The 18,960-nt window shown below is 70.4% G+C and carries 16 protein-coding genes, 1 pseudogene and 1 riboswitch; of the genes and pseudogenes, 11 read left to right on the plus strand and 6 right to left on the minus strand.

The window, feature by feature from the left end; translation table 11 throughout:
* The first annotated feature begins 72 nt into the window (after nucleotides 1-72).
* Nucleotides 73-276: riboswitch (cyclic di-AMP (ydaO/yuaA leader) on the plus strand.
* A gap of 3 nt (nucleotides 277-279) precedes the next feature.
* Complete coding sequence (locus tag AC4D12_RS01095) at nucleotides 280-1,563, plus strand: M23 family metallopeptidase (protein ID WP_490947940.1); 1,284 nt, start codon at nucleotides 280-282, stop codon at nucleotides 1,561-1,563.
* On the opposite strand, the gene AC4D12_RS01100 is transcribed toward AC4D12_RS01095, so the two are convergent.
* Entirely contained in the window at nucleotides 1,560-2,807 is a 1,248-nt protein-coding gene (locus tag AC4D12_RS01100; RefSeq protein WP_490947941.1) for an MFS transporter, read from the minus strand. The two genes, AC4D12_RS01095 and AC4D12_RS01100, sit on opposite strands and share 4 nt — an antisense overlap.
* Before the next feature lie 50 nt (nucleotides 2,808-2,857).
* Complete coding sequence (locus tag AC4D12_RS01105; RefSeq protein WP_490947942.1) at nucleotides 2,858-3,865, minus strand: diacylglycerol/lipid kinase family protein; 1,008 nt, start codon at nucleotides 3,863-3,865, stop codon at nucleotides 2,858-2,860.
* Nucleotides 3,866-4,006: 141 nt separating this feature from the next.
* On the opposite strand from AC4D12_RS01105, the gene AC4D12_RS01110 reads away from it, so the two are divergent.
* From AC4D12_RS01110 to AC4D12_RS01155, 10 genes and pseudogenes are all read left to right on the plus strand, one after another.
* Complete coding sequence (locus AC4D12_RS01110; protein ID WP_490948757.1) at nucleotides 4,007-4,786, plus strand: SGNH/GDSL hydrolase family protein; 780 nt, start codon at nucleotides 4,007-4,009, stop codon at nucleotides 4,784-4,786.
* Between the two features lie 112 nt (nucleotides 4,787-4,898).
* Nucleotides 4,899-5,369: pseudogene (locus AC4D12_RS01115) on the plus strand (MarR family winged helix-turn-helix transcriptional regulator); the annotation flags it as partial.
* Nucleotides 5,370-5,473: 104 nt separating this feature from the next.
* Nucleotides 5,474-6,622 carry a glucose-1-phosphate adenylyltransferase family protein gene (locus AC4D12_RS01120; protein WP_490947943.1) on the plus strand — a complete coding sequence of 383 codons (1,149 nt, stop codon included), beginning with the start codon at nucleotides 5,474-5,476 and terminating at the stop codon, nucleotides 6,620-6,622.
* 434 nt (nucleotides 6,623-7,056) lie between these two features.
* On the plus strand, nucleotides 7,057-7,293 hold the full coding sequence (rpmB, locus tag AC4D12_RS01125) for a 50S ribosomal protein L28 (RefSeq protein ID WP_043441573.1): 237 nt from the start codon (nucleotides 7,057-7,059) through the stop codon (nucleotides 7,291-7,293).
* Nucleotides 7,293-7,460 carry a 50S ribosomal protein L33 gene (rpmG, locus tag AC4D12_RS01130; RefSeq protein ID WP_019481734.1) on the plus strand — a complete coding sequence of 56 codons (168 nt, stop codon included), beginning with the start codon at nucleotides 7,293-7,295 and terminating at the stop codon, nucleotides 7,458-7,460. The genes rpmB and rpmG overlap by 1 nt, the downstream gene beginning before the upstream one ends.
* A 2-nt stretch (nucleotides 7,461-7,462) precedes the next feature.
* A complete protein-coding gene (gene rpsN, locus AC4D12_RS01135) occupies nucleotides 7,463-7,768 on the plus strand; it encodes a 30S ribosomal protein S14 (protein ID WP_158502799.1) in 306 nt (101 codons plus the stop codon).
* A 246-nt stretch (nucleotides 7,769-8,014) separates the two neighbouring features.
* Entirely contained in the window at nucleotides 8,015-8,293 is a 279-nt protein-coding gene (locus tag AC4D12_RS01140) for an HU family DNA-binding protein (protein WP_104181350.1), read from the plus strand.
* 134 nt (nucleotides 8,294-8,427) lie between these two features.
* On the plus strand, nucleotides 8,428-10,611 hold the full coding sequence (locus tag AC4D12_RS01145; RefSeq protein WP_490947944.1) for a bifunctional copper resistance protein CopD/cytochrome c oxidase assembly protein: 2,184 nt from the start codon (nucleotides 8,428-8,430) through the stop codon (nucleotides 10,609-10,611).
* Nucleotides 10,608-12,596 carry an NHL domain-containing thioredoxin family protein gene (locus tag AC4D12_RS01150; protein ID WP_490947945.1) on the plus strand — a complete coding sequence of 663 codons (1,989 nt, stop codon included), beginning with the start codon at nucleotides 10,608-10,610 and terminating at the stop codon, nucleotides 12,594-12,596. The genes AC4D12_RS01145 and AC4D12_RS01150 overlap by 4 nt, the downstream gene beginning before the upstream one ends.
* A 231-nt stretch (nucleotides 12,597-12,827) precedes the next feature.
* A complete protein-coding gene (locus AC4D12_RS01155; RefSeq protein ID WP_490947946.1) occupies nucleotides 12,828-14,048 on the plus strand; it encodes an SDR family oxidoreductase in 1,221 nt (406 codons plus the stop codon).
* Between the two features lie 40 nt (nucleotides 14,049-14,088).
* On the opposite strand, the gene AC4D12_RS01160 is transcribed toward AC4D12_RS01155, so the two are convergent.
* The 4 genes from AC4D12_RS01160 to AC4D12_RS01175 form a co-directional block, all read right to left on the minus strand.
* Nucleotides 14,089-15,075, minus strand: coding sequence for a hypothetical protein (locus AC4D12_RS01160; protein WP_490947947.1), 987 nt, complete (start codon nucleotides 15,073-15,075; stop codon nucleotides 14,089-14,091).
* A gap of 27 nt (nucleotides 15,076-15,102) precedes the next feature.
* Entirely contained in the window at nucleotides 15,103-15,483 is a 381-nt protein-coding gene (locus AC4D12_RS01165; RefSeq protein WP_490947948.1) for a hypothetical protein, read from the minus strand.
* A gap of 40 nt (nucleotides 15,484-15,523) precedes the next feature.
* Nucleotides 15,524-17,482 carry a helicase HerA-like domain-containing protein gene (locus tag AC4D12_RS01170; protein WP_490947949.1) on the minus strand — a complete coding sequence of 653 codons (1,959 nt, stop codon included), beginning with the start codon at nucleotides 17,480-17,482 and terminating at the stop codon, nucleotides 15,524-15,526.
* 96 nt (nucleotides 17,483-17,578) lie between these two features.
* Complete coding sequence (locus AC4D12_RS01175; protein ID WP_490947950.1) at nucleotides 17,579-18,928, minus strand: ABC transporter ATP-binding protein; 1,350 nt, start codon at nucleotides 18,926-18,928, stop codon at nucleotides 17,579-17,581.
* Nucleotides 18,929-18,960 lie beyond the last annotated feature (32 nt).

Consider the following 18,960-nt stretch of genomic DNA (forward strand, 5'->3'; position numbering starts at 1 on the left):
CTACGGGTTTCCTCCCCTACAGTGTGAGCAGCAAAGCCCGAAGACGTGATCCAGGTCCGTACGCCCAACCCTGTCAGCGGACCGCCTGACCAACCCGTGACAGGGGCGGAGGACCCACGATCACGGCGGCGCAGGCCGCCTCGGGGTGAAGCCCTCCCACAGTGCTCGTGGTGCGCTGCCGTATCCGGCAGGTCCGCACCGGAGCCTGGCAGGGGGCCGAGTCGACTCTTGCTCGAACCCGACAGCTGACTCCGCCGGCGTCCCCAGAGAGGTAAGCAGTTGACCCAGACGGTTACGTCCGGGCGCCGTCGTGCGCCCGTCGCTCGCGTGCACCAGCAGCACCCCGTCCTGCTCGGGTCCGACTGCCACACGCTGCCCAGCCGCCGCTCCCTGAGGGCCACTGCGATCGGTGAGGCGCGTGGAGAGGTCCCGGAGCGACGCTCGATCGACGATGCGCTCCACCCGATCGGCGTCGCGCCAGCGGATGCGTCCGCAACCCCGGTGGCCCCGGTGGCGCCCGTCGCGCCTCTCCCGCTCGCCGCACCCGCCGCCCGTGCCATCCGTCCGGCGTCAGGTCGCCGCGCCGCCGTCGTCGGCACCCCCGAGGCGGACACTGCCGCCGCAGGCGCTCCCGCGCTGGAGGTTCCCGCACAGCAGTTCCCCACGCGTCGGGAACTGCGAGGCCGAGCCGACGCCGCGACCACCCACCCTGCCCCAGCTGTTCCGCTCGAGGCCGTTCACGCCGAGCAGTCCCACGCCCTGTTCACGATGTCCCCTGCCGGCGCGGAGGTGCCGGACGTACCGACGCCGAGCCGCCGGGAGCGCCGCTCCCACAGCCGTCCGCACGGCGCGCGGGCACGCCGGAACGGGACTCGGAACCGCTCCGGTCTGGCCCGTCTCCGCGACCAGTCCGCGACGGCCGGCATGGTGCTCGCCTCGGCCGGGCTGCTCATGGGTACGGTCGCGCCGTCGACCACCGCGGCAGCACCGACGGCCGCGCTGCCGGCCGCCGTCGTCACCGCCGGCGCGGCCGCCCCGGCAGTGACCGCGCCCTCCGGCGCGGAGGTGGTCTTCCGCCTGGAGAGTGCGGGCCCGGCGACCGACGGCATCGCCCCGAGCATCGCGAGTGCGCGTGCCCTCTCGGCGTCGGTCTCGCCCGTGGTCCAGGAGCGGGAGGCCTTCGCCGTGCCCGTCGCCGAGGGGACCGTCGCCTCCACCTTCGGGCACCGGGTCAATCCCATGGGCGGTTACGGCACGGAACTCCACACCGGACTCGACTACGCCAGCGCGTGCGGCACCCCCGTCACCGCGGCCGACGACGGCACGGTGGTCGAGGCGGGATGGCACGCCTACGGCGGCGGGCAGCGGATCGTCGTGGACCACGGTGACGGCATGCAGACCACTTACAACCACCTCAGCGTCATCGACGTCGCGCAGGGAGCGGCCGTGAGCCGCGGTGGTGCGCTCGGTGCGGTCGGCAGCACGGGCAACTCCACCGGGTGCCACCTGCACTTCGAGGTCATGGTCGGCGACGAGAAGGTGGACCCGCAGCCCTGGCTCTAGCCCTCGAGCGCGGGAGCGGCGGCCGAGATGTTGGAGATGGCGCGCCACATCAGAGCCAGCGTGATCGCCGAGCCGGCGAAGGCGAACCACCACGGCCCGGTGAGCCCCCACACCTGGGCGATGAGCCCGCCGAACAGCTGCCCGATCACGAGCCCGCCGAACACGCCGACCAGGTTCACCGAACCGATCCGCCCCTGGAGCGGCATCGGGACAAGACGCTGCCGCACCGTCGTCGAGATGGTGCCCCAGATGAAGGCGTAGACGCCGAAGCCGAACATGATCACGTACGCGACGGCGGCCGACGTCGTGAGCGCGAAGGCCAGGTGCATCACCACCTCGAGGCTGAGGCACACGCGCATGAGCGTGGCCAGGCGCACCCGGCGCTCGAGCCAGGCGAAGGAGCTGACGCCCACGAGCCCGCCGAGGGCGGCCGAGGTGGCGAGCAGTCCGTAGCCGACGGCGGTGAGGCCCAGGTAGTCGGTGGCATAGAGCACGAGGACGCTCCACGGAGCAGCCCACGTGACATTGAAGATCAGGATGATGAGGATCAGGGTCCGCACGGGCGCGTTGCCGCGGAGCCAGGCGAGGCCCTCGCGGATGGGACGGGGGCGGGCGCCCTCGACGAGGGCCGAAGGTTCCTGCTGCGGACGGGGTGTCCGCGCCATCCGGGCCACGAGGACGACCGCGAGGCTCACGCAGAGGACCTGCACCGTGAACGGCCAGAACGAGCCGATCGCGAAGAGGAAGGCGCCGAGCGGTGGCCCGACGAGCTGGTTGGCCACCAGATACCCGGCCTGCATGCGGGCATTGCCGAGCCCGAGGTCTGCCGACGGGACCGTCATGGGAAGCAGCGTGCTGCCTGCCGTGTCCGCGAACACCTCCGCGGTGCCGTAGAGGAACGCCGAGACCAGCACCACCCAGATACTCACCTGGCCGGTCACGAGCACCGCCACGAGGCCCGTGACGATCAGGGCCCGCACCCCGTTGGCGAGCATGACGAGACGACGGCGGTCATGGTGATCCGCGACGGATCCCGCCACGAGTCCGAACAGGAGCCACGGGAGGATCTGCATCATGGCGCCGGCAGCGACGAGGAACGGCGACGACGTCACCGAGGCGATCAGCAGGGGAGCCGCCGAGAGTGCTATGCCGTCACCGACGTTGCTGGTCCAGGTGGAGGCGAGCAGCCACCGGAAGCTGCCACCGAGCCGACGCGGAGCGATCAGTTCGCCGAGCGAGGGCATTCGTCTCCTGACGGGAATCGGGGCCGGGGCGGGGCCCCGGTTCTCACCCGTCAGGGTAGCGGGTCGCTGACCACCGCGGGGTCCTTGTACCCGAGGGGCATCCGCAGGCGTAGGGCGTCTGGCTTGACCTCGAACGCCATGTGCGTCGCCTTGCCCAGCGGGTCGCCGTCGAGCTGCACCTCCAGCGGCTCGCGGAGGGTCACCTCCGCGGTACGGCACTGGAAGTACTCGAGCGAGGGGTCCTTGCCCTTCCCGCGGGACACCAGCTTGCCGACCACCGCGAGCCAGCCCAGCTTGCCCTTCGGGGCCACGGTCATGATGTCCATCAGTCCGTCGTCGATCCTCGCGCCCGGGAAGATCTCGAGGCCGCCCATGATCTTGCCGCAGTTCCCGCCCATCACGCTGCGCAGGCGCCGCTCGAACGGCTTGCCGCCGTCGATCGAGATGCTGCTCCGCGTGGGCTTCCCGGGGAGGTTCCGCAGCCCGGCGTCCACGTAGGCGAGCCAGCCCACCTTGTCCTTCAGGTCGTCCCGGGTGTCGGACATGATCGCGGCGTCGAACCCGACGCCGGCCATCACGAGGAACACCGACGCGTCCTGGGCGCGGTCCACGGTCACGTGCACCACGTCGATCCGTCGCTCCGTGCCGCGGAAGGCGGCCTCGACGGCGGCTCCGGGATCATCGACGGCGATGTCGAGGTTCCGGGCAAGGAGATTGCCGGTGCCCAGCGGCACGAGCGCCATCATGGTGTTCGTCCCGGCGAGTTCCTCGGCCACGCACCGGACGGTGCCGTCGCCACCGGCTGCGATGACCAGATCCACGCCGGCCTCGAGTGCCTCGCGCGCCTGACCGTGTCCGGGATCGTCCGCCGTCGTCTCGATGATCAGGGGTGCCTCCCAGCCGTCCTCCGCGGAGATCCGCGTCACGGCGTCCTGCACGTCGGAGCCGGTGGCCTTGATCGGGTTGATGATCAGCGCGGCGCGGCGCGTGCTGCCCGACCCGGCGGGTTCGGCGGTGTCCGGGTCCGGAGCGGCGTGGGGTGATGCATCGACGGGCATGGCGTCCTTCGGGCGGTGACGGGCTGGAGTTGAGCTGCGACGGTCGGTGACGGGCTCCGGCGGAGGCCGTGGCCCGTCACGAGCGGCTCCGACGAAGCTTATCCCGCGCCATGAGGAGGGCGAGGGTAATCTTTGGACGTGATGAACACCTCGCGCTACGTGGCCCTCGGAGACTCCTTCACGGAGGGGGTGGGCGACTGGGATCCGGAGTCACCCAACGGCGTCCGTGGCTGGGCCGACCGCGTCGCCGAGCAGCTGATCCTGGCCGACCCGTCCTGGACCTACGCCAACCTGGCCATCCGCGGCCGCACGATGCGCGGCATCCTCGACGAGCAGATCGACGCGGCGCTCGCGCTGCAACCCTCGCTCGTGACCATCTACGCGGGCGCGAATGACATCCTGCGGCCGCGTATCGACATCGACGGCCTCATGAGTGAGTACGACGCCGGCATCGGCCGGCTGCGCGCGGGCGGTGCGGAGGTGGTCCTCTTCACGGGCTTCGACGCGTCCGGGTCCGCGGTGTTCGGCACCACGCGCGGCCGCACGGCCATCTACAACGAGTGGGTGCGGGAGATCGCGGACGGGCACGGGGCAACGCTGGTGGACTACTGGCGCCTGAGGGAGTTCCAGGACTGGGGTTACTGGGACGTGGACCGGATGCACATGTCCACGGCCGGGCACACGCTCATGGCGGTCCGGGTGCTGGAGGCGCTGAAGGCCTCGCACCGGATCGACGTCCCCGGACTCGACGCCCGCCCCTCCCTCACGCGGCTCGAGCAGGTACGCGCTGACGCCCAGTGGGCGCGGGAGTACCTGACGCCCTGGGTGGGGCGGCGCCTGCGGAAGGTCTCCTCGGGTGACACCCTCACCGCGCGGTACCCGACGCCGACCCACCCGCTCCGGGCCGTCGTCGAGCACTGACGTGACCCTCTCCACGGAGGCCGCGCGAGGGCGGTCCGTGACGCCGGGGCAAGGGCGCGGAAGGACCCGTCGGGGCCGGGAGCGCGTCCGGGCGCTGTGCCAGAATGAACGGATGGCGGCGCCCTGGCTCACACCCGACGAACGGCGCGCCTGGCTGGCGCTCCAGGCCGTGACCTCGCTCCTGCCCGCGACCCTCGACGCGCAGCTCTTCCGCGAGGCGCGGATCACCCTGTTCGACTACCACGTGCTCGCCATGCTCTCGGAATCGCACGGCTCGTCGCTGCCGATGAGCGAGCTGGCCGCTCGGTCCACGGCGTCGCTCTCGAGACTCAGTCATGTGGTGAAGAAGCTCGAGGGCCGGGGGTGGGTGGCCCGGCTGCCGTCCGCGTCGGACGGTCGCGTGACCACCGCGTCCCTGACACCAGCGGGATCCGAGATGCTCGCGGAACTCGCCGCCTCGCACGTGGAGCAGGTCCGCGCGTCGGTGTTCGATCCCCTCGACGCCGAGGACGTCGCGGATCTGGAGCGGATCGGCCGGAAGATCCTGCGCCGGCTCGACGGTACGCACTGGATCGTCGCCGAGTGTGCGCCGGGCACGCCCGGTGACGCGGAGGATCCCGGGTCCGAGCTCGATGACGCAGGAACATCAGCGCCCGTCCGGCAGGACGCCCGAGGAATGAGGACCGCGTGAGCCCCTCCGCCGGCTCCCGGCACCCCGCACATCCGCGCATCCTGGCGATCGTGCTCGCCGGGGGAGCCGGCGGCCGCCTCGGGGTCCTGACCGATCACCGCGCCAAGCCGGCCATGCCGCTCGGCGGGAGCTTCCGCCTGATCGACGTGGCGCTGTCCAACCTCCACCACAGCGGCATCTCGGACGTGTGGGTGATGGAGCAGTACCAGCCGAAGACCATCAACGACCATCTCCGCAACGGCCGGCCCTGGGATCTCGACCGGACGCGCGGCGGCCTGCTGGTGCTCCCGCCCTTCAGCGGACACGAGGGGGAGGGCTTCGCCGAGGGCAACGCGGACGGCCTGCTGCGCCAGGCGGCCTTCATCCGCGACTTCGCACCGGACCTGGTGCTCGTGCTGAGCTCCGACCACCTGTACCGGCTGGACTACCGCGACGTCGTCGCGACGCATCGCGAGGCGGGCGCCGAACTCACCATGGTCACGGTCGACTTCGCGGGCGACGCCTCAGCCCACGGCGTGGTGGAGGTCGACGACGGCGGCACGGTCACCGGCTTCGCCTACAAGCCGGAGGAGCCGAGGACCTCCCTCGTCACGGCCGAGGTGTTCCTCTACTCGGCCGGCGCCCTCCTCGACGCGCTGCACACACTCCAGGACGACCACGAGGACCTCGGCGACTACGGCCACCACCTCGTGCCCTACTTCGTGGAGCGCGGGAACGTGGCGGAGCACCGGCTGACCACCTACTGGCGTGACCTCGGCACACCCGTGAACTACCTCCGCGCCCACCTCGATCTGCTGGACGGCGAGGGCCTCGACCTCGGCGACCCGCAGTGGCCCATCCTCACCGAGCCGCCGCAGCTCGCGCCCGCGTTCATCGCCGAGGGCGCCAGCATCGCGTCCTCGCTGATCGCCCCGGGTGCCACCATCCGCGGAACGGTCCGGCGGAGCGTGATCGGCGCCGGCGTCACGGTGGAGGCCGGCGCCGTCGTCGAGCACTCGGTGCTGCTCAACCGCGTGACAGTGCGCAAGGGGGCCACGGTCCGCCACGCGATCGTGGATTCGGACGCGGAGGTGACCGGCGAGCGGATCGGTGCGGGGCCGGAGGATCCGATGCTCGTGGACCGCGACGGCACGCCCGCCGACTGACCCCACGCCCCTCGTCCAACCTCTCGCCGTTCCATCGCCGAGTCCTCCCGGCGGCCCCTTTCCCGGGGCGGTGCGGGGGCCGCCCGAGAGGTGTGATCGCGGGCGGGGCCGAGCCGATCGGAGTGGTGCCGGATCAGGTTTGGCGAGGCCGGATCCGGTCGGTAGTATGGTAAGGCGTTTGGCCGTGGCTGGTGCTGTGTCGTCCTCGACACGGGATCGGCGCGACTACCCGCGACTACCTGGAATCCCAGGCGCAGCCGGCCGAGAGGCCGCGCGTGCCTGGTCTTCACCGTCTTCCCCGCGGCGAGGCGCTTCGGCAGGCTCTCACCCTGCCAGGTCAACCTCCGGAAAGCTGCAGTAATAACGGTGTCATTACTGGTGGCGGGACGCTCCACAAGTGATTCCGTCACGTTCATCTAATCTGGAGGAGAGTTATGGCAGCCCACTGCCAAGTGACCGGAGCCGAGCCCGGCTTTGGACACAGCATTTCGCACTCGCACCGCCGCAACAAGCGTCGGTTCGACCCCAACATTCAGAAGAAGCGCTACTACGTGCCTTCCCTCCGCCGTAACGTCACGCTGCAGGTCTCGGCCCGCGGCATCAAGACGATCGACGTGCGCGGCATCGATGCGGTCGTCGCGTCGATCCTCGCGAGGGGAGTGAAGCTCTAGTGGCGAAGGACAAGGACGTACGTCCGATCATCAAGCTGAAGTCCACTGCCGGCACGGGCTACACCTACGTGACGCGCAAGAACCGTCGTAACGATCCGGACCGCATGGTCCTCATGAAGTACGACCCCAAGATCCGCAAGCACGTCGAATTCCGAGAGGAGCGCTAGGCATGGCCAAGAAGTCGAAGATTGCTCGCAACGAGCAGCGCAAGGTCATCGTGGAGCGCTACGCCGCAAAGCGCCTCGAGCTGAAGAAGACCCTCGTGGACGAGAACGCCACCGACGAAGCTCGCGAAGCCGCACGCCTCGGCCTGCAGAAGCTTCCCCGCAACGCGTCGCCGGTCCGTCTGCGTAACCGCGACCAGATCGACGGGCGCCCCCGTGGCACGCTCCAGAAGTTCGGTATATCGCGTATCCGCTTCCGCGACATGGCGCACCGGGGCGAGCTGCCCGGTGTGACCAAGTCCAGCTGGTAACACTGCAGTGACCACCGCTTCGAAAGCGGTGGTGGAGAAGCCGGTGGCCCTCGGGTCGCCGGCTTCTCCGTTTGTGCGCCGAGGTCCTTCCACACGGCTCGAAAAGGCCGTACATCGGGCCGCTCCGGGCCGGAAAGGCCTGTAAACACGCGGAATCACGCGGCGAAGCTGGTAGGTTTTCGGACAGAGGTTCTTCCATGACCGTGAAGAGCTCGTTCCCAACAGCAACGTCCAGGAGGACCGAAAGTGGCCAAGAACCGTAGTGAGCTTGTTGCAGAGGTAGCAGCGAAGGCAGACACCAGCCAGGCTGCCGTCAACGGCGTCCTCGACGCCCTGTTCGACGTCTTCGCAGAGTCCATCGCCAAGGACGAGAAGATCACCATCCCCGGATGGCTCGCCGTCGAGCGCACCAGCCGCGCCGCCCGCACGGGCCGCAACCCCCAGACCGGCGAGACCATCCAGATCGCCGCGGGCCACAGCGTCAAGCTGACCGCAGGCTCCAAGCTCAAGGCCTCCGCGAAGTAGGCCCCACACGCTGTGACCGAAGGACCGCTGCCAGGACGGCAGCGGTCCTTCGTCGTTCCGGCCCCCTGGGGCCGCCCTTCGCCAGAGGGCGAAACCGCGCAAGGAATTAGCCCTATTTCTACTTCGGGTAGAGAATGGTGTACGTGTCCACTACAGCGAAGCAATCCCGCGAGGTGACTTCCGCGGCCTCCCCGGAACGAGCCGTCGGACCGGTGTGGCTGATCCTGGCCGGCGCCGTCGTCCTCCTCGCCCTCGTGGTCGCCCTGCTGTACTCGGGCGCCTCCGCGGCGCGTCAGCTGGGGGATCCCGGAGCGCTGACACGCTGGGGACTGCCCGTCGCCAAGGTGCTGAACAACACCGCCGCCGCCGCCACCATCGGAGCGCTCGTCTTCGCCGTGGTCATGCTCCCGCGTCAGGTCGCGGGCAAGGGCCGCGCACCCAAGGCCGACGCCGCCGAGCACCCCGCCTTCACCCGCGTCCTCATCCTTGCGGCCGTCTCGGCTGTGGCCTGGACGCTCGGCGCCCTCGGCGTCATGCTGTTCACCTACTCGGACGCCGCCGGACTGCCGCTCAGCACGGACCCCGCCTACACGCAGGGACTCGCCGCGTTCCTGACCGACTTCTCGACCGGCCGCGCCTGGCTCGTCACCTCGATCGTCTCCGCCGTCCTCGCCACCGTCCTGTTCGGTGTGCGGTCCCAGGTCGGCCTCGCGCTGACCCTCGTGCTCGCGCTGCTGAACCTGCTGCCCATGGCGCTCATCGGGCACTCCGCCAGCGGGAACGACCACAACGCGGCCGTGAACTCCATCGCGCTGCACCTCGTCGGCGTCTGCCTCTGGGTCGGTGGCATCATCTCCCTGGCCGTCGTGGGCGGGAAGCTCGGGGACCAGGCGCTGCCGGTCCTCAAGCGGTTCTCCGCGCTCGCCGGTTTCGCGTTCGTCCTCGTCGTCGCCTCGGGGGTGGTGAACGCCAGCCTGCGCATCACCGACCTCGGGCAGCTGAGCTCCCAGTGGGGCCTGCTCGTCACGTTCAAGACCATCGCCACGTTGCTGCTGGGCGGTATCGGCTGGATGCACCGGCAGTGGATCATCCCGCAGCTCACAGCCCCCTCCGGATCGGCCGCGTCGAAGCTGTCCGCACGCCGCGTGCTGTGGCAGCTCATCGCCGTCGAACTGGTCATCATGGGCGCCGTGTCCGGTGTGGCCGGTGCGCTCGGCCGCACCGCCCCGCCGCGCGCCGAGGAGCTGCCGACGGAAGCCGGACCCGCGCGTATCCTCACCGGGTACGACCTCCCGCCCGAGCCCACCATGCAGCGCTGGCTCACCGAGTGGCGGCCGGACTGGCTGTGGATCACGGTGGCGCTGACGTTCGGCGTCGCCTACGTCCTCGGTGTGATGAAGCTGCACCGCCGCGGGGACTCCTGGTCGCCGTTCAAGCTCGTCAGCTGGATCATCGGGCTGCTGCTGCTCACCTACTTCACCTCGGGCGCTCCCGCCATCTACGGCATGGTGCTGTTCAGCGCCCACATGATCGACCACATGGCCCTGACCATGGTGGTCCCTCTGTTCCTGGTGCTCGGTGCCCCCGTCACGCTGGCGCTCAAGGCGCTCTCCGCACGCCGCGACGGCACGCGCGGGCTCCGCGAGTGGATCCTCGTGATCGTGCATTCCTGGCCGTCGAAGATCATCACGCACCCGATCTTCGCGGCCGGTAACTTCGTGGCGTCCATCGTGGTCTTCTACTACTCGCCGCTCTTCGGCTTCGCCCTGCGCGAGCACGTGGGCCACGAGCTGATGATCACGCACTTCCTCATCACGGGCTACATCTTCGTGCTGTCCATGATCGGCTCCGATCCGGTGCCGTTCAGGGCGCCGTACCCCATGCGGATCCTGCTGCTCTTCGCCACCATGGCCTTCCACGCATTCTTCGGCGTGACCCTCATGGGATCCACCTCGCTCCTCGAGGCGTCCTGGTTCGGCAACATGGGCCGCGAGTGGGGCGCCTCGGCGCTGGCCGACCAGCAGGTGGGAGGCGCCGTGACCTGGGGCGTCGGCGAGCTACCCACACTGCTTCTCGCGATCGGCGTGGCCATCATGTGGTCGCGATCGGACGCACGGGAGACCAAGCGGAAGGACCGCGCGGCGGACAGGAATAACGACGCCGACCTCGCGGCTTACAACGGCATGTTCGCCGATCTTGCCGCGCGTGACGCCGGCTCCCGCAGCACCACCCCGCCCCTCCGCCCCGCCGAGGGCTCCTACCCGAACAGCTCGGGGACCTCGGCGTCCGCAGCCGACTCCGCAGGAACGGGCCGATGACCGTCGAGTCCCCGCGTACCCGTGCGAACTACCGGGTACGCGGTTCGGCGCTGACCGGGCGGAACTGGCTCAACACCGGCGGTCAGCAGCTGCAGCTCGAGGACCTCCGCGGCAAGATCGTGATCCTCGACTTCTGGACGTTCTGCTGCATCAACTGCCTGCACGTCCTCGACGAGCTGCGCCCCCTCGAGGAGCAGTACTCGGACGTCCTCGTGACGGTCGGCGTGCACTCCCCGAAATTCGAGCACGAAGCGGACCCCGTGGCCCTCGCGGCCGCCGTCGAGCGCTACGACATCCACCACCCCGTGCTCGACGACCCCGAGCTCGGCACCTGGCAGGCCTACACGGCACGCGCCTGGCCCACCCTCGTGGTCATCGATCCCGAGGGTTACATCGTGGCGCACCTCTCCGGTGAGGGCCATGCGGCCGGGCTCACCTCGCTGGTCGAGGAACTCGTCGCCGAGCACGAGACCAAGGGCACGCTGCACCGCGGCGACGGTCCGTACGTCCCCGCGGCGAGCACCGCCGGCGACCTCCGGTTCCCGGGCAAGGCCGTGGCGCTGCCCGGCACCGGTTCCTTCCTCGTCGGCGACACCGGTCACCACCGCCTCGTCGAACTCGAGGCGGACCTCGTGACCGTGCGCCGCACCATCGGCTCGGGCACCAAGGGCTTCCGGGACGGCATGGCCGGGGAGGCCCGCTTCAACGAGCCGCAGGGCGTCGCCCTGCTGCCGGCCGATGTCGCCGCGGAGGTGGGGTACGACGTCGTCGTCGCCGATTCCGTGAACCACCGGCTGCGCGGGGTCACGCTCGCCACCGGCGAGGTACGCACCCTTGCGGGCAACGGCACGCAGCGCCTGCTCGACGCCGGGAACCACACGAAGGCCGGGCTGCAGGAGAACGCGCACGTGGTCGGAGCGGAGAGCGAGACGCCGCGCCTGACCGAGGCGCAGCTCGGGACGGACGCCCTCAACATCTCCCTGTCCTCCCCGTGGGACGTGCTGTGGTCGACGACGCTCGAGCGCGTGGTCGTCGCGATGGCCGGGACGCACCAGATCTTCGGCTACGACCCCCGCACGCACGCCGTCGAGGTCCTTGCCGGAACCGGGCTGGAGGGTCTGCTCGACGGCGACGCCTCCGCTGCCTGGTTCGCGCAGTCCTCCGGGCTCGCGGAGGACGCGAACGGCACCCTCTGGATCGCGGACTCCGAGACGTCCGCCGTGCGCCAGATGTCCTTCCTCGAGGTCAACGGACGCCGCCGGGTGCAGGTGCAGACCGCCATCGGCACCGGGCTGTTCGATTTCGGCTTCCGCGACGGCGACTCCGACCAGGCGCGCCTGCAGCACCCGCTCGGCGTCACGGCCCTGCCCGACGGCTCCGTGGCCATCGCCGACACCTACAACGGCGCCGTGCGCCGCTACGACCCGGCCACGCGGGAGGTGTCCACCCTCGTGCGCGGCCTGTCCGAGCCGTCCGACGTGCTCGTGGACCTCACGCCCGTCGCCGAGGGAGGGGACCCGCTGCTGATCGTCGTCGAGGCGAACAAGCACCAGTTGGTCCGCGTGCCGCTGCCCAAGGAGGCTCTCGCCGTGGACGAGGGTGCTTCCCAGACGCAGCGCCCGACGTCGCCCATGTCCGCGGGTCCGGTGGCCCTGACCGTGCGGTTCGCCGCTCCCAAGGGCCAGAAGCTCGACGACCGCTGGGGCGACCCCACGCAGCTCACGATCAGCGCCTCCCCGGAGTCACTGCTCGTCTCGGGTGGCGGGACATCCACGGGGCTGACGCGCGAGCTGGTCCTCTCGCCTGACGCCGTCGAGGGCGTGCTGCACATCACCGCGCGGGCGGCCTCCTGCGACGGCGAGCCCGGCGGGGAGATCCCCGACCACGCGGCGTGCCACCTGTACCAGCAGGACTGGGGCATCCCGGTGAAGGTCACGGCCGACGGCGAGACCGAGCTGACCCTGGACCTCCGCGGCCTCGACTAGCTCCAGGTACCGCCCGGCAGGCGTCCGCCGCGGCGACGGCACCTTTTCTGGGGTCCGCCGCGGCGGGTGGTCAGACCCGTGGGACATGTACCCCGGGAACGGACACAATGGCCCGGGTTTGCGCTCCTCGATGCCGGTCAGGACGTCCGTCCGTCATCCGACGACGGAGGCAGGTGCCCAGGACAGTCTGGTCGGCGGAATAACGTCCGACGTGCCCGGCTTGTCGCGAGTATGACGACGCACGAGCAGATCAATGACCACGGGATCCCGACGGACGTTCGCTCGGCTGACGCGACGCAGGCAGGTACGCGCTCGGCGGAACTGACACCGACCGACACACGCTCGGCGCACACGACGTCGACGAGCGTGGCGGCGACACGGAGCGATGCCGCGCCTGGGCCGGCGCTGGTGGTCGGCGCCACGGGTATCGCCGGGTCGGCCCTCGTCGACCTGCTCACCCGGGAGGGCCGGGACGTCCTGGCGCTGTCGCGCACGCCCGGTGCGAGGCGCGACGGCGTGCGCTGGCTCTCCGCCGACCTCACCTCCGCCGACCAGCTGGCCGAGGTACTCGCCCCCGAGAACCCGTCGCAGGTGTTCTTCACGGCGTGGTCGCGGCGGGACACCGAGGAGGAGAACATCGAGGTCAACGCCGGGATGGTGCGTGATCTCCTGGCGGCCCTCCGCGGAAAGGACGTCGCCCACGTGGCCCTCATGACCGGGCTGAAGCACTATCTCGGCCCGTTCGAGGCCTACGCCGCCGGCGAGATGGCCGACACCCCGTTCCACGAGGAGGAGCCGCGCCTGCCCGTGCGGAACTTCTACTACGCGCAGGAGGACGAGCTGTTCGCCGCTGCAGCCGCGCAGGGCTTCACCTGGTCGGTGCACCGGGCCCATACGGTCATCGGCCACGCGGTGGGTAACGCGATGAACATGGGACTGACGCTCGCGGCGCAGGCGACGCTCTGCAGGGAGGCCGGCCAGCCCTTCGTGTTCCCCGGGTCCGAGACGCAGTGGAACGGCCTCACCGACATGACCGACGCCGGTCTCCTCGCCGAGCACATGCTCTGGGCGGCGACCACGCCGGGCGCCGCGAACGAAGCTTTCAACATCGTCAACGGGGACGTCTTCCGGTGGCGCTGGATGTGGCCGCAGCTCGCCGCATACTTCGGTGTGGACTGGGAAGGCTTCGACGGAGCTCCTCGACCGCTTGAACAGACCATGGCCGGGCGTGAGTCCGAGTGGGCCGAGCTCGCCGAACGCCACGGCCTCGCCGAACCGCGGTTGGAGAAGGTGGCCTCGTGGTGGCACACCGACGGAGACCTCGGCCGGGACATCGAGGTGGTGACCGACATGGGCAAGAGCCGCGTGGCGGGCTTCACGGGCTACCGTCGTACTCCGGACGCCTTCACATCGCTGTTCGACCGCTACCGCGCAGAGCGTTTGATCCCGTAACCGCCGGATCCCTGAGCGTGAGCGCCGAGGAACGGCGGCGTCAGTAACTCACGCGGGGCGTGATGACGATGGCTTCCTCGGAGACGGTGAGGTCGGCGTCGAACGTGAACGGCACCGGCTGCGAGACGTCCCGGACGGCGCCCGAGAAGAAGTCGATGAGACGTGTGTCGATCCGCGCGGAGCCGCGCAGCGGTGACACCTGCCACCCGCCGTCGTTCGGGGTGATGACGACCGCCGGGTACTCGTCGATGGACCACTCGATCTCGCCCGCCAGCCGCTCGTTGGTGGGGTACGCGAAGGGGCAGCCGGCGGGCTGGAAGACGGTCTGGTCGGCGCACCCGTCGAGGAAGGCGCGCAGCTGCTCGTCGACGGCCCGGGTCAGGTCGGGGGTCGCTTCGGTGGCGAGACCGAGGGGCGGTGGCGGAGCCTGGGCGTCGGTCAGGGCGACACGCCGCTCGGCGGCGGCGAAGTACCGGCCCTCGTACGTGGCCGCGACGACTGCCGGGTAGAACGCCGCGAGCCGCGCCCTGCCATCCGGCAGTCCGACCTCCGCCCCGTTGACGTCCGCGGTGGACGCGTTGACGACCGAGAGCTCGACGGCGGGCAGGACGCCCTGCTCGAACCGCCAGTCGTCGAAGAACCCCCACGTGCGGCCTTCGCGCTGCAGCGTGAAGACGGTGGTGCCGGCCGCGCCGTCGAGCGTGTACGTGACCGGGACGTCGACGCGGTCCGCGCCGTCGGCCTGCGCGTCACCCACCCGGACGTCCTGCAGGGCGGCGGTGGAGCGCTGCAGGGCGTCGCCGTCCAGCAGCGTGGCGTCCGCACCGTCCGGCACGGTCGCGTTGAGCAGCCCGAGCGCTGCGCCACCATCGCCGCTGCGCAGGGCGTCGAGGTAGAGGTTCACCTGGTGCTCGGGGCTGTAGGCGCGCCCGTTGAGGACGGCGACGGTGCCGATGAACGCGGCCCCCACGAGCATGAGCCCGAGCAGCCAGGCTGCGAGGACCTTGACGACCGGGGTGGTGTGCACAGCGTCCACGGTACCCGCCGGCGCAGTTCAACCGGGCAGGAACCCCAGGAGGGCACCGGCCACCGCACACACGAGGCCGACGACGGCGAGGGTGCGCGTGCCGCGGTACGGCTCCTCGAGCGACCACTGGGTCGGGTGACGCGCGTGGTAGTGGATCACGACGTCCTCACCGGGTGGCAGCGGCGCCGGCTGCACGCTGCCCTTCCGGCGCCGGCTCCCGCTGGACCACAGGGCTTCGACGATGCGGTACCGGTTGTCGTGCCAGCGCAGGTACGGGTGCCCCTCGTGCTCGAAGCTGATGGCCTGGGTCTTCGTCCACGAGCCGTAGACGAGCCGGATCACCAGGGCGGCGAGGAGGAGCCCCACGCCGAGTGCCGTGAGGGTGGAGCTGAGGATCTCGATCACCACCACCGGCAGGCACCTCCGGCCGGACGCGATGCGTGCCTGCTCAGTACCACCGGCGCTTCTTGTGCTTGGTGCCGAAGAGACCTCGCGCAAGTTCCTTCCCGATCACACCGGCCGCCTTGAGTGCGAGGTCCGCCATCTCGTCCTTCCCGGGCCCGCGCTGCGACTGCTGCGCCGGAGGCCGTCGGTCGGAACCCCGCCCATATCCGCTGTCGCCGCGTGAGTCGTAGGTCGACGGCGTCCCGTAGGCGCCGCCGTCGTACCCGCCGCTCGTACCGGCGCCGTACCCACGGCCGTAGCCACCGCCCGAGCCGCCGTCGTACCCGCCGCCTGCGCGGGAGGGTGCGGCGCCATCGCGCCGGCGGTCCTGGTCATCGTAGCCATCGCCGGTGCCGCCGGACCCACCGCCGGATCCGCCGGCGGCGTCCTGCCGGCGTTCGCGGGCGGGCCGCGAGGGCATCCCGAGGATCTCCTCCTCGATGCGCCGCGCCTCGGCGTCGCGCTCCTCGCGTGACCGCGCAGCGCCGTCATCGGACGGTGTGCCGGTAGCGGGCGGCGGAGTGCCGTCCCCTCCCGTTCCGGCCGGGACGGGCGCTGACGGGGCGTCCGACGTCGTCGAACCGCCGCCTGCTGCGCCCGGCTGCGGTGCAGGCAGGCCGCTCAGCTTCTCGTAGGCGGAGTGGCTGTCCACGGCGTCGCGGTAGCGGGGAAGGAGCGCGGACGCGGCGACGACGGCGGGCACGGTGTCCTCGGGGGCCCGCCCCATGATCGACTCGGGGGAGCGGAGGCGTGTCCATGCGACCGGGGTGGGCGCTCCGTTCTCGCTCATGACGGTCACGACGGCTTCGCCGATTCCCGCCGAGGTCAGCACTTCCTCGAGGTCGTACGCGCTGGTCGGGAAGGTGGAGACGGTGGCGCGGAGGGCCTTGGCGTCGTCGGGCGTGAAGGCCCGCAGTGCATGCTGCACCCTGTTGGACAGCTGCCCCAGGACGTCCGCCGGGATGTCCTTCGGGGTCTGCGTGATGAAGAAGATGCCGATGCCCTTGGAGCGGATCAGCCGGACGGTTGCCTGGATGGATTCCCGGAACGCCTTCGAGGACCCCGCGAAGAGCAGGTGGGCCTCGTCGAGGAAGAACACCAGCCGGGGCTTGTCGAGGTCGCCCACCTCGGGCAGCTCCTCGAACATGTCGGCGAGGAGCCACATCAGGAACGTGGAGAACAGGCGGGGCTTCCGCTGCAGGGTGACGAGTTCCAACACCGAGATGATGCCGCGGCCGTCGGGCGCGGTGCGCAGCAGGTCGGCGGTGTCGAACTCCGGCTCGCCGAAGAACACGTCCATGCCCTGCGCCTCGAGCGTGACGAGTTCGCGGAGGATCACCCCGGCGGTGGCCGAGGAGAGGCCCCCGAGCGCCTCGAGGGCGGGCTTGCCGTCGTCGGACGTCAGGAAGGTGATGACGGCGCGGAGGTCCGCCAGGTCGTAGAGCTCGAGGCCGTTCTTGTCGGCGTAGTGGAACACCAGCTGCAGGCTGGACTCCTGCGTCTCGTTGAGGTCCAGGACCCGGCTGAGGAGCAGGGGCCCGAACGAGGAGATGGTGGCCCGGACGGGGATGCCGGGGCCGTCGCCCCCGAGGGAGAGGAACTCGATGGGGAAGGCCGTGGGCGTCCACTCCTGCCCCACGCTCGAGGTGCGTTTGGTGAGCCTGTCCGTCGCCGTGCCCGCGGCGGCGAGGCCCGTGAGGTCGCCCTTGATGTCGGAGAGGAACACCGGGACGCCGTGTGCGGAGAGCTGCTCGGCCATGACCTGCAGGGTGACGGTCTTGCCCGTGCCGGTGGCCCCGGCGATCAGCCCGTGGCGGTTCATCATGGCCAGCGGCAGACCGACCTGCGCGCCGGGGTGTAGCGTTCCGTCCACCAGGGCGGCTCCGAGGTGCAGGGTGGGCCCCTCGAAGACGTACCCGGCGGTGATGGCGGCGACCTGGGCTGCGGCGTCGTGTTCGACCATAGGGTCAGACTACACAGCAGGGCCGGCGCCCTCGCCGGGTGCCGGCCCTGCTGTGGACGTGCTGAACCTCGACGCCGGAGGGGCGCCGTGGAGCGGTCAGGCGGAGTGGTTTCCGCCTGCCGCGGTGGCACCGCCGGAGTGACCGGTGCCCGTGTGGCCGGTGTCGGCCGTCTGACCGTTCGAACCGCCGCCACCGAAGCCGCCGTTCGAACCCTGCGCCGTCGCAATCTCCTCCTCGCGGTCCTCGCCGGCCTCGCGTGTGAGCTGGGCGCCCGCCTCGACGTCGCGCGTCAGGTTGTCACCGCTCTCGGCGTCGAACAGGTGGAGCTTGCGGGTGTCGAGCCAGATCTCGGCCTCACGTCCGCCGCGGATGCGGCTGGCGGCGTCGAGCGTGACGACGACCTGCGGGCGGAGCTCGTCCGCATCCATGTCGCGGGCGAGACTGTTGAGCAGCTCGCGCATCTCCGGCGCCGGGTCGAAGTTGATGTAGCCGTACTGCTCGTTGCCGAGCCACTCGGTGTGCGTGAGTGTGGCGTGGAACGTGGAGCCGTGCACCCGCTTGTGGTCCTCGACGAGCTTGGCGTCCTCGAAGAACTCGGGCCGGACGCCGACGAGGACGACTTTCTTGCCCGCCGCCTTCTGGGCCTTCTCGGCAGGAATCTCGAGATCGCCGAGGGCGGTCCGCAGGATGTTCCCGTCGAGCGTCGCGGGCAGGAAGTTCATCGACGGCGAGCCGATGAAACCGGCGACGAACAGGTTGACGGGCTGTTCGTACAACTCCCGCGGCGAGGCGATCTGCTGGAGCTCACCCTTCTTCAGCACGGCCACGCGGTCACCGAGGGTCATGGCCTCGGTCTGGTCGTGGGTCACGTACACGGAGGTGACGCCGAGGCGACGCTGCATCTGCGAGATCTCCGAGCGCATCTGGCCGCGGAGCTTGGCGTCGAGGTTGGAGAGCGGCTCGTCGAACAGGAAGGCGTCCGCCTGCCGGACGATCGCGCGGCCCATTGCGACGCGCTGCCGCTGACCGCCGGAGAGGTTGGCGGGTTTGCGCTGCAGGTGGTCGGTGAGTTCCAGCGTCGCAGCCGCCTCGGTGACGAGCTTCTTCACCTGGTCCTCGGTGTGCTTGCCCTTGGCGAGGCGCAGCGGGAACGCGATGTTCTCGAACACGGTGAGGTGCGGGTACAGCGCGTAGTTCTGGAACACCATCGCGAGGTTGCGGTCGCGGGGAGCCTTGTCATTGGCTCGCTTGCCGTCGATCAGGAGATCGCCCTCGGTGATGTCCTCGAGGCCCACGATCATGCGGAGCAGTGTGGACTTACCGCAGCCGGAGGGCCCCACGAGGATGATGAATTCGCCGTCGGCGATGTCGATGCTGATGTCGTTGACGGCGGGGAAGCCGTCACCGTACTTCTTGACCAGGTGATTCAGGGTGATGGAAGCCATGGTGTTGATCCTTTACGTGAACACGTCGGGCG

This window comes from Arthrobacter sp. TJ-266 (assembly GCF_058269115.1).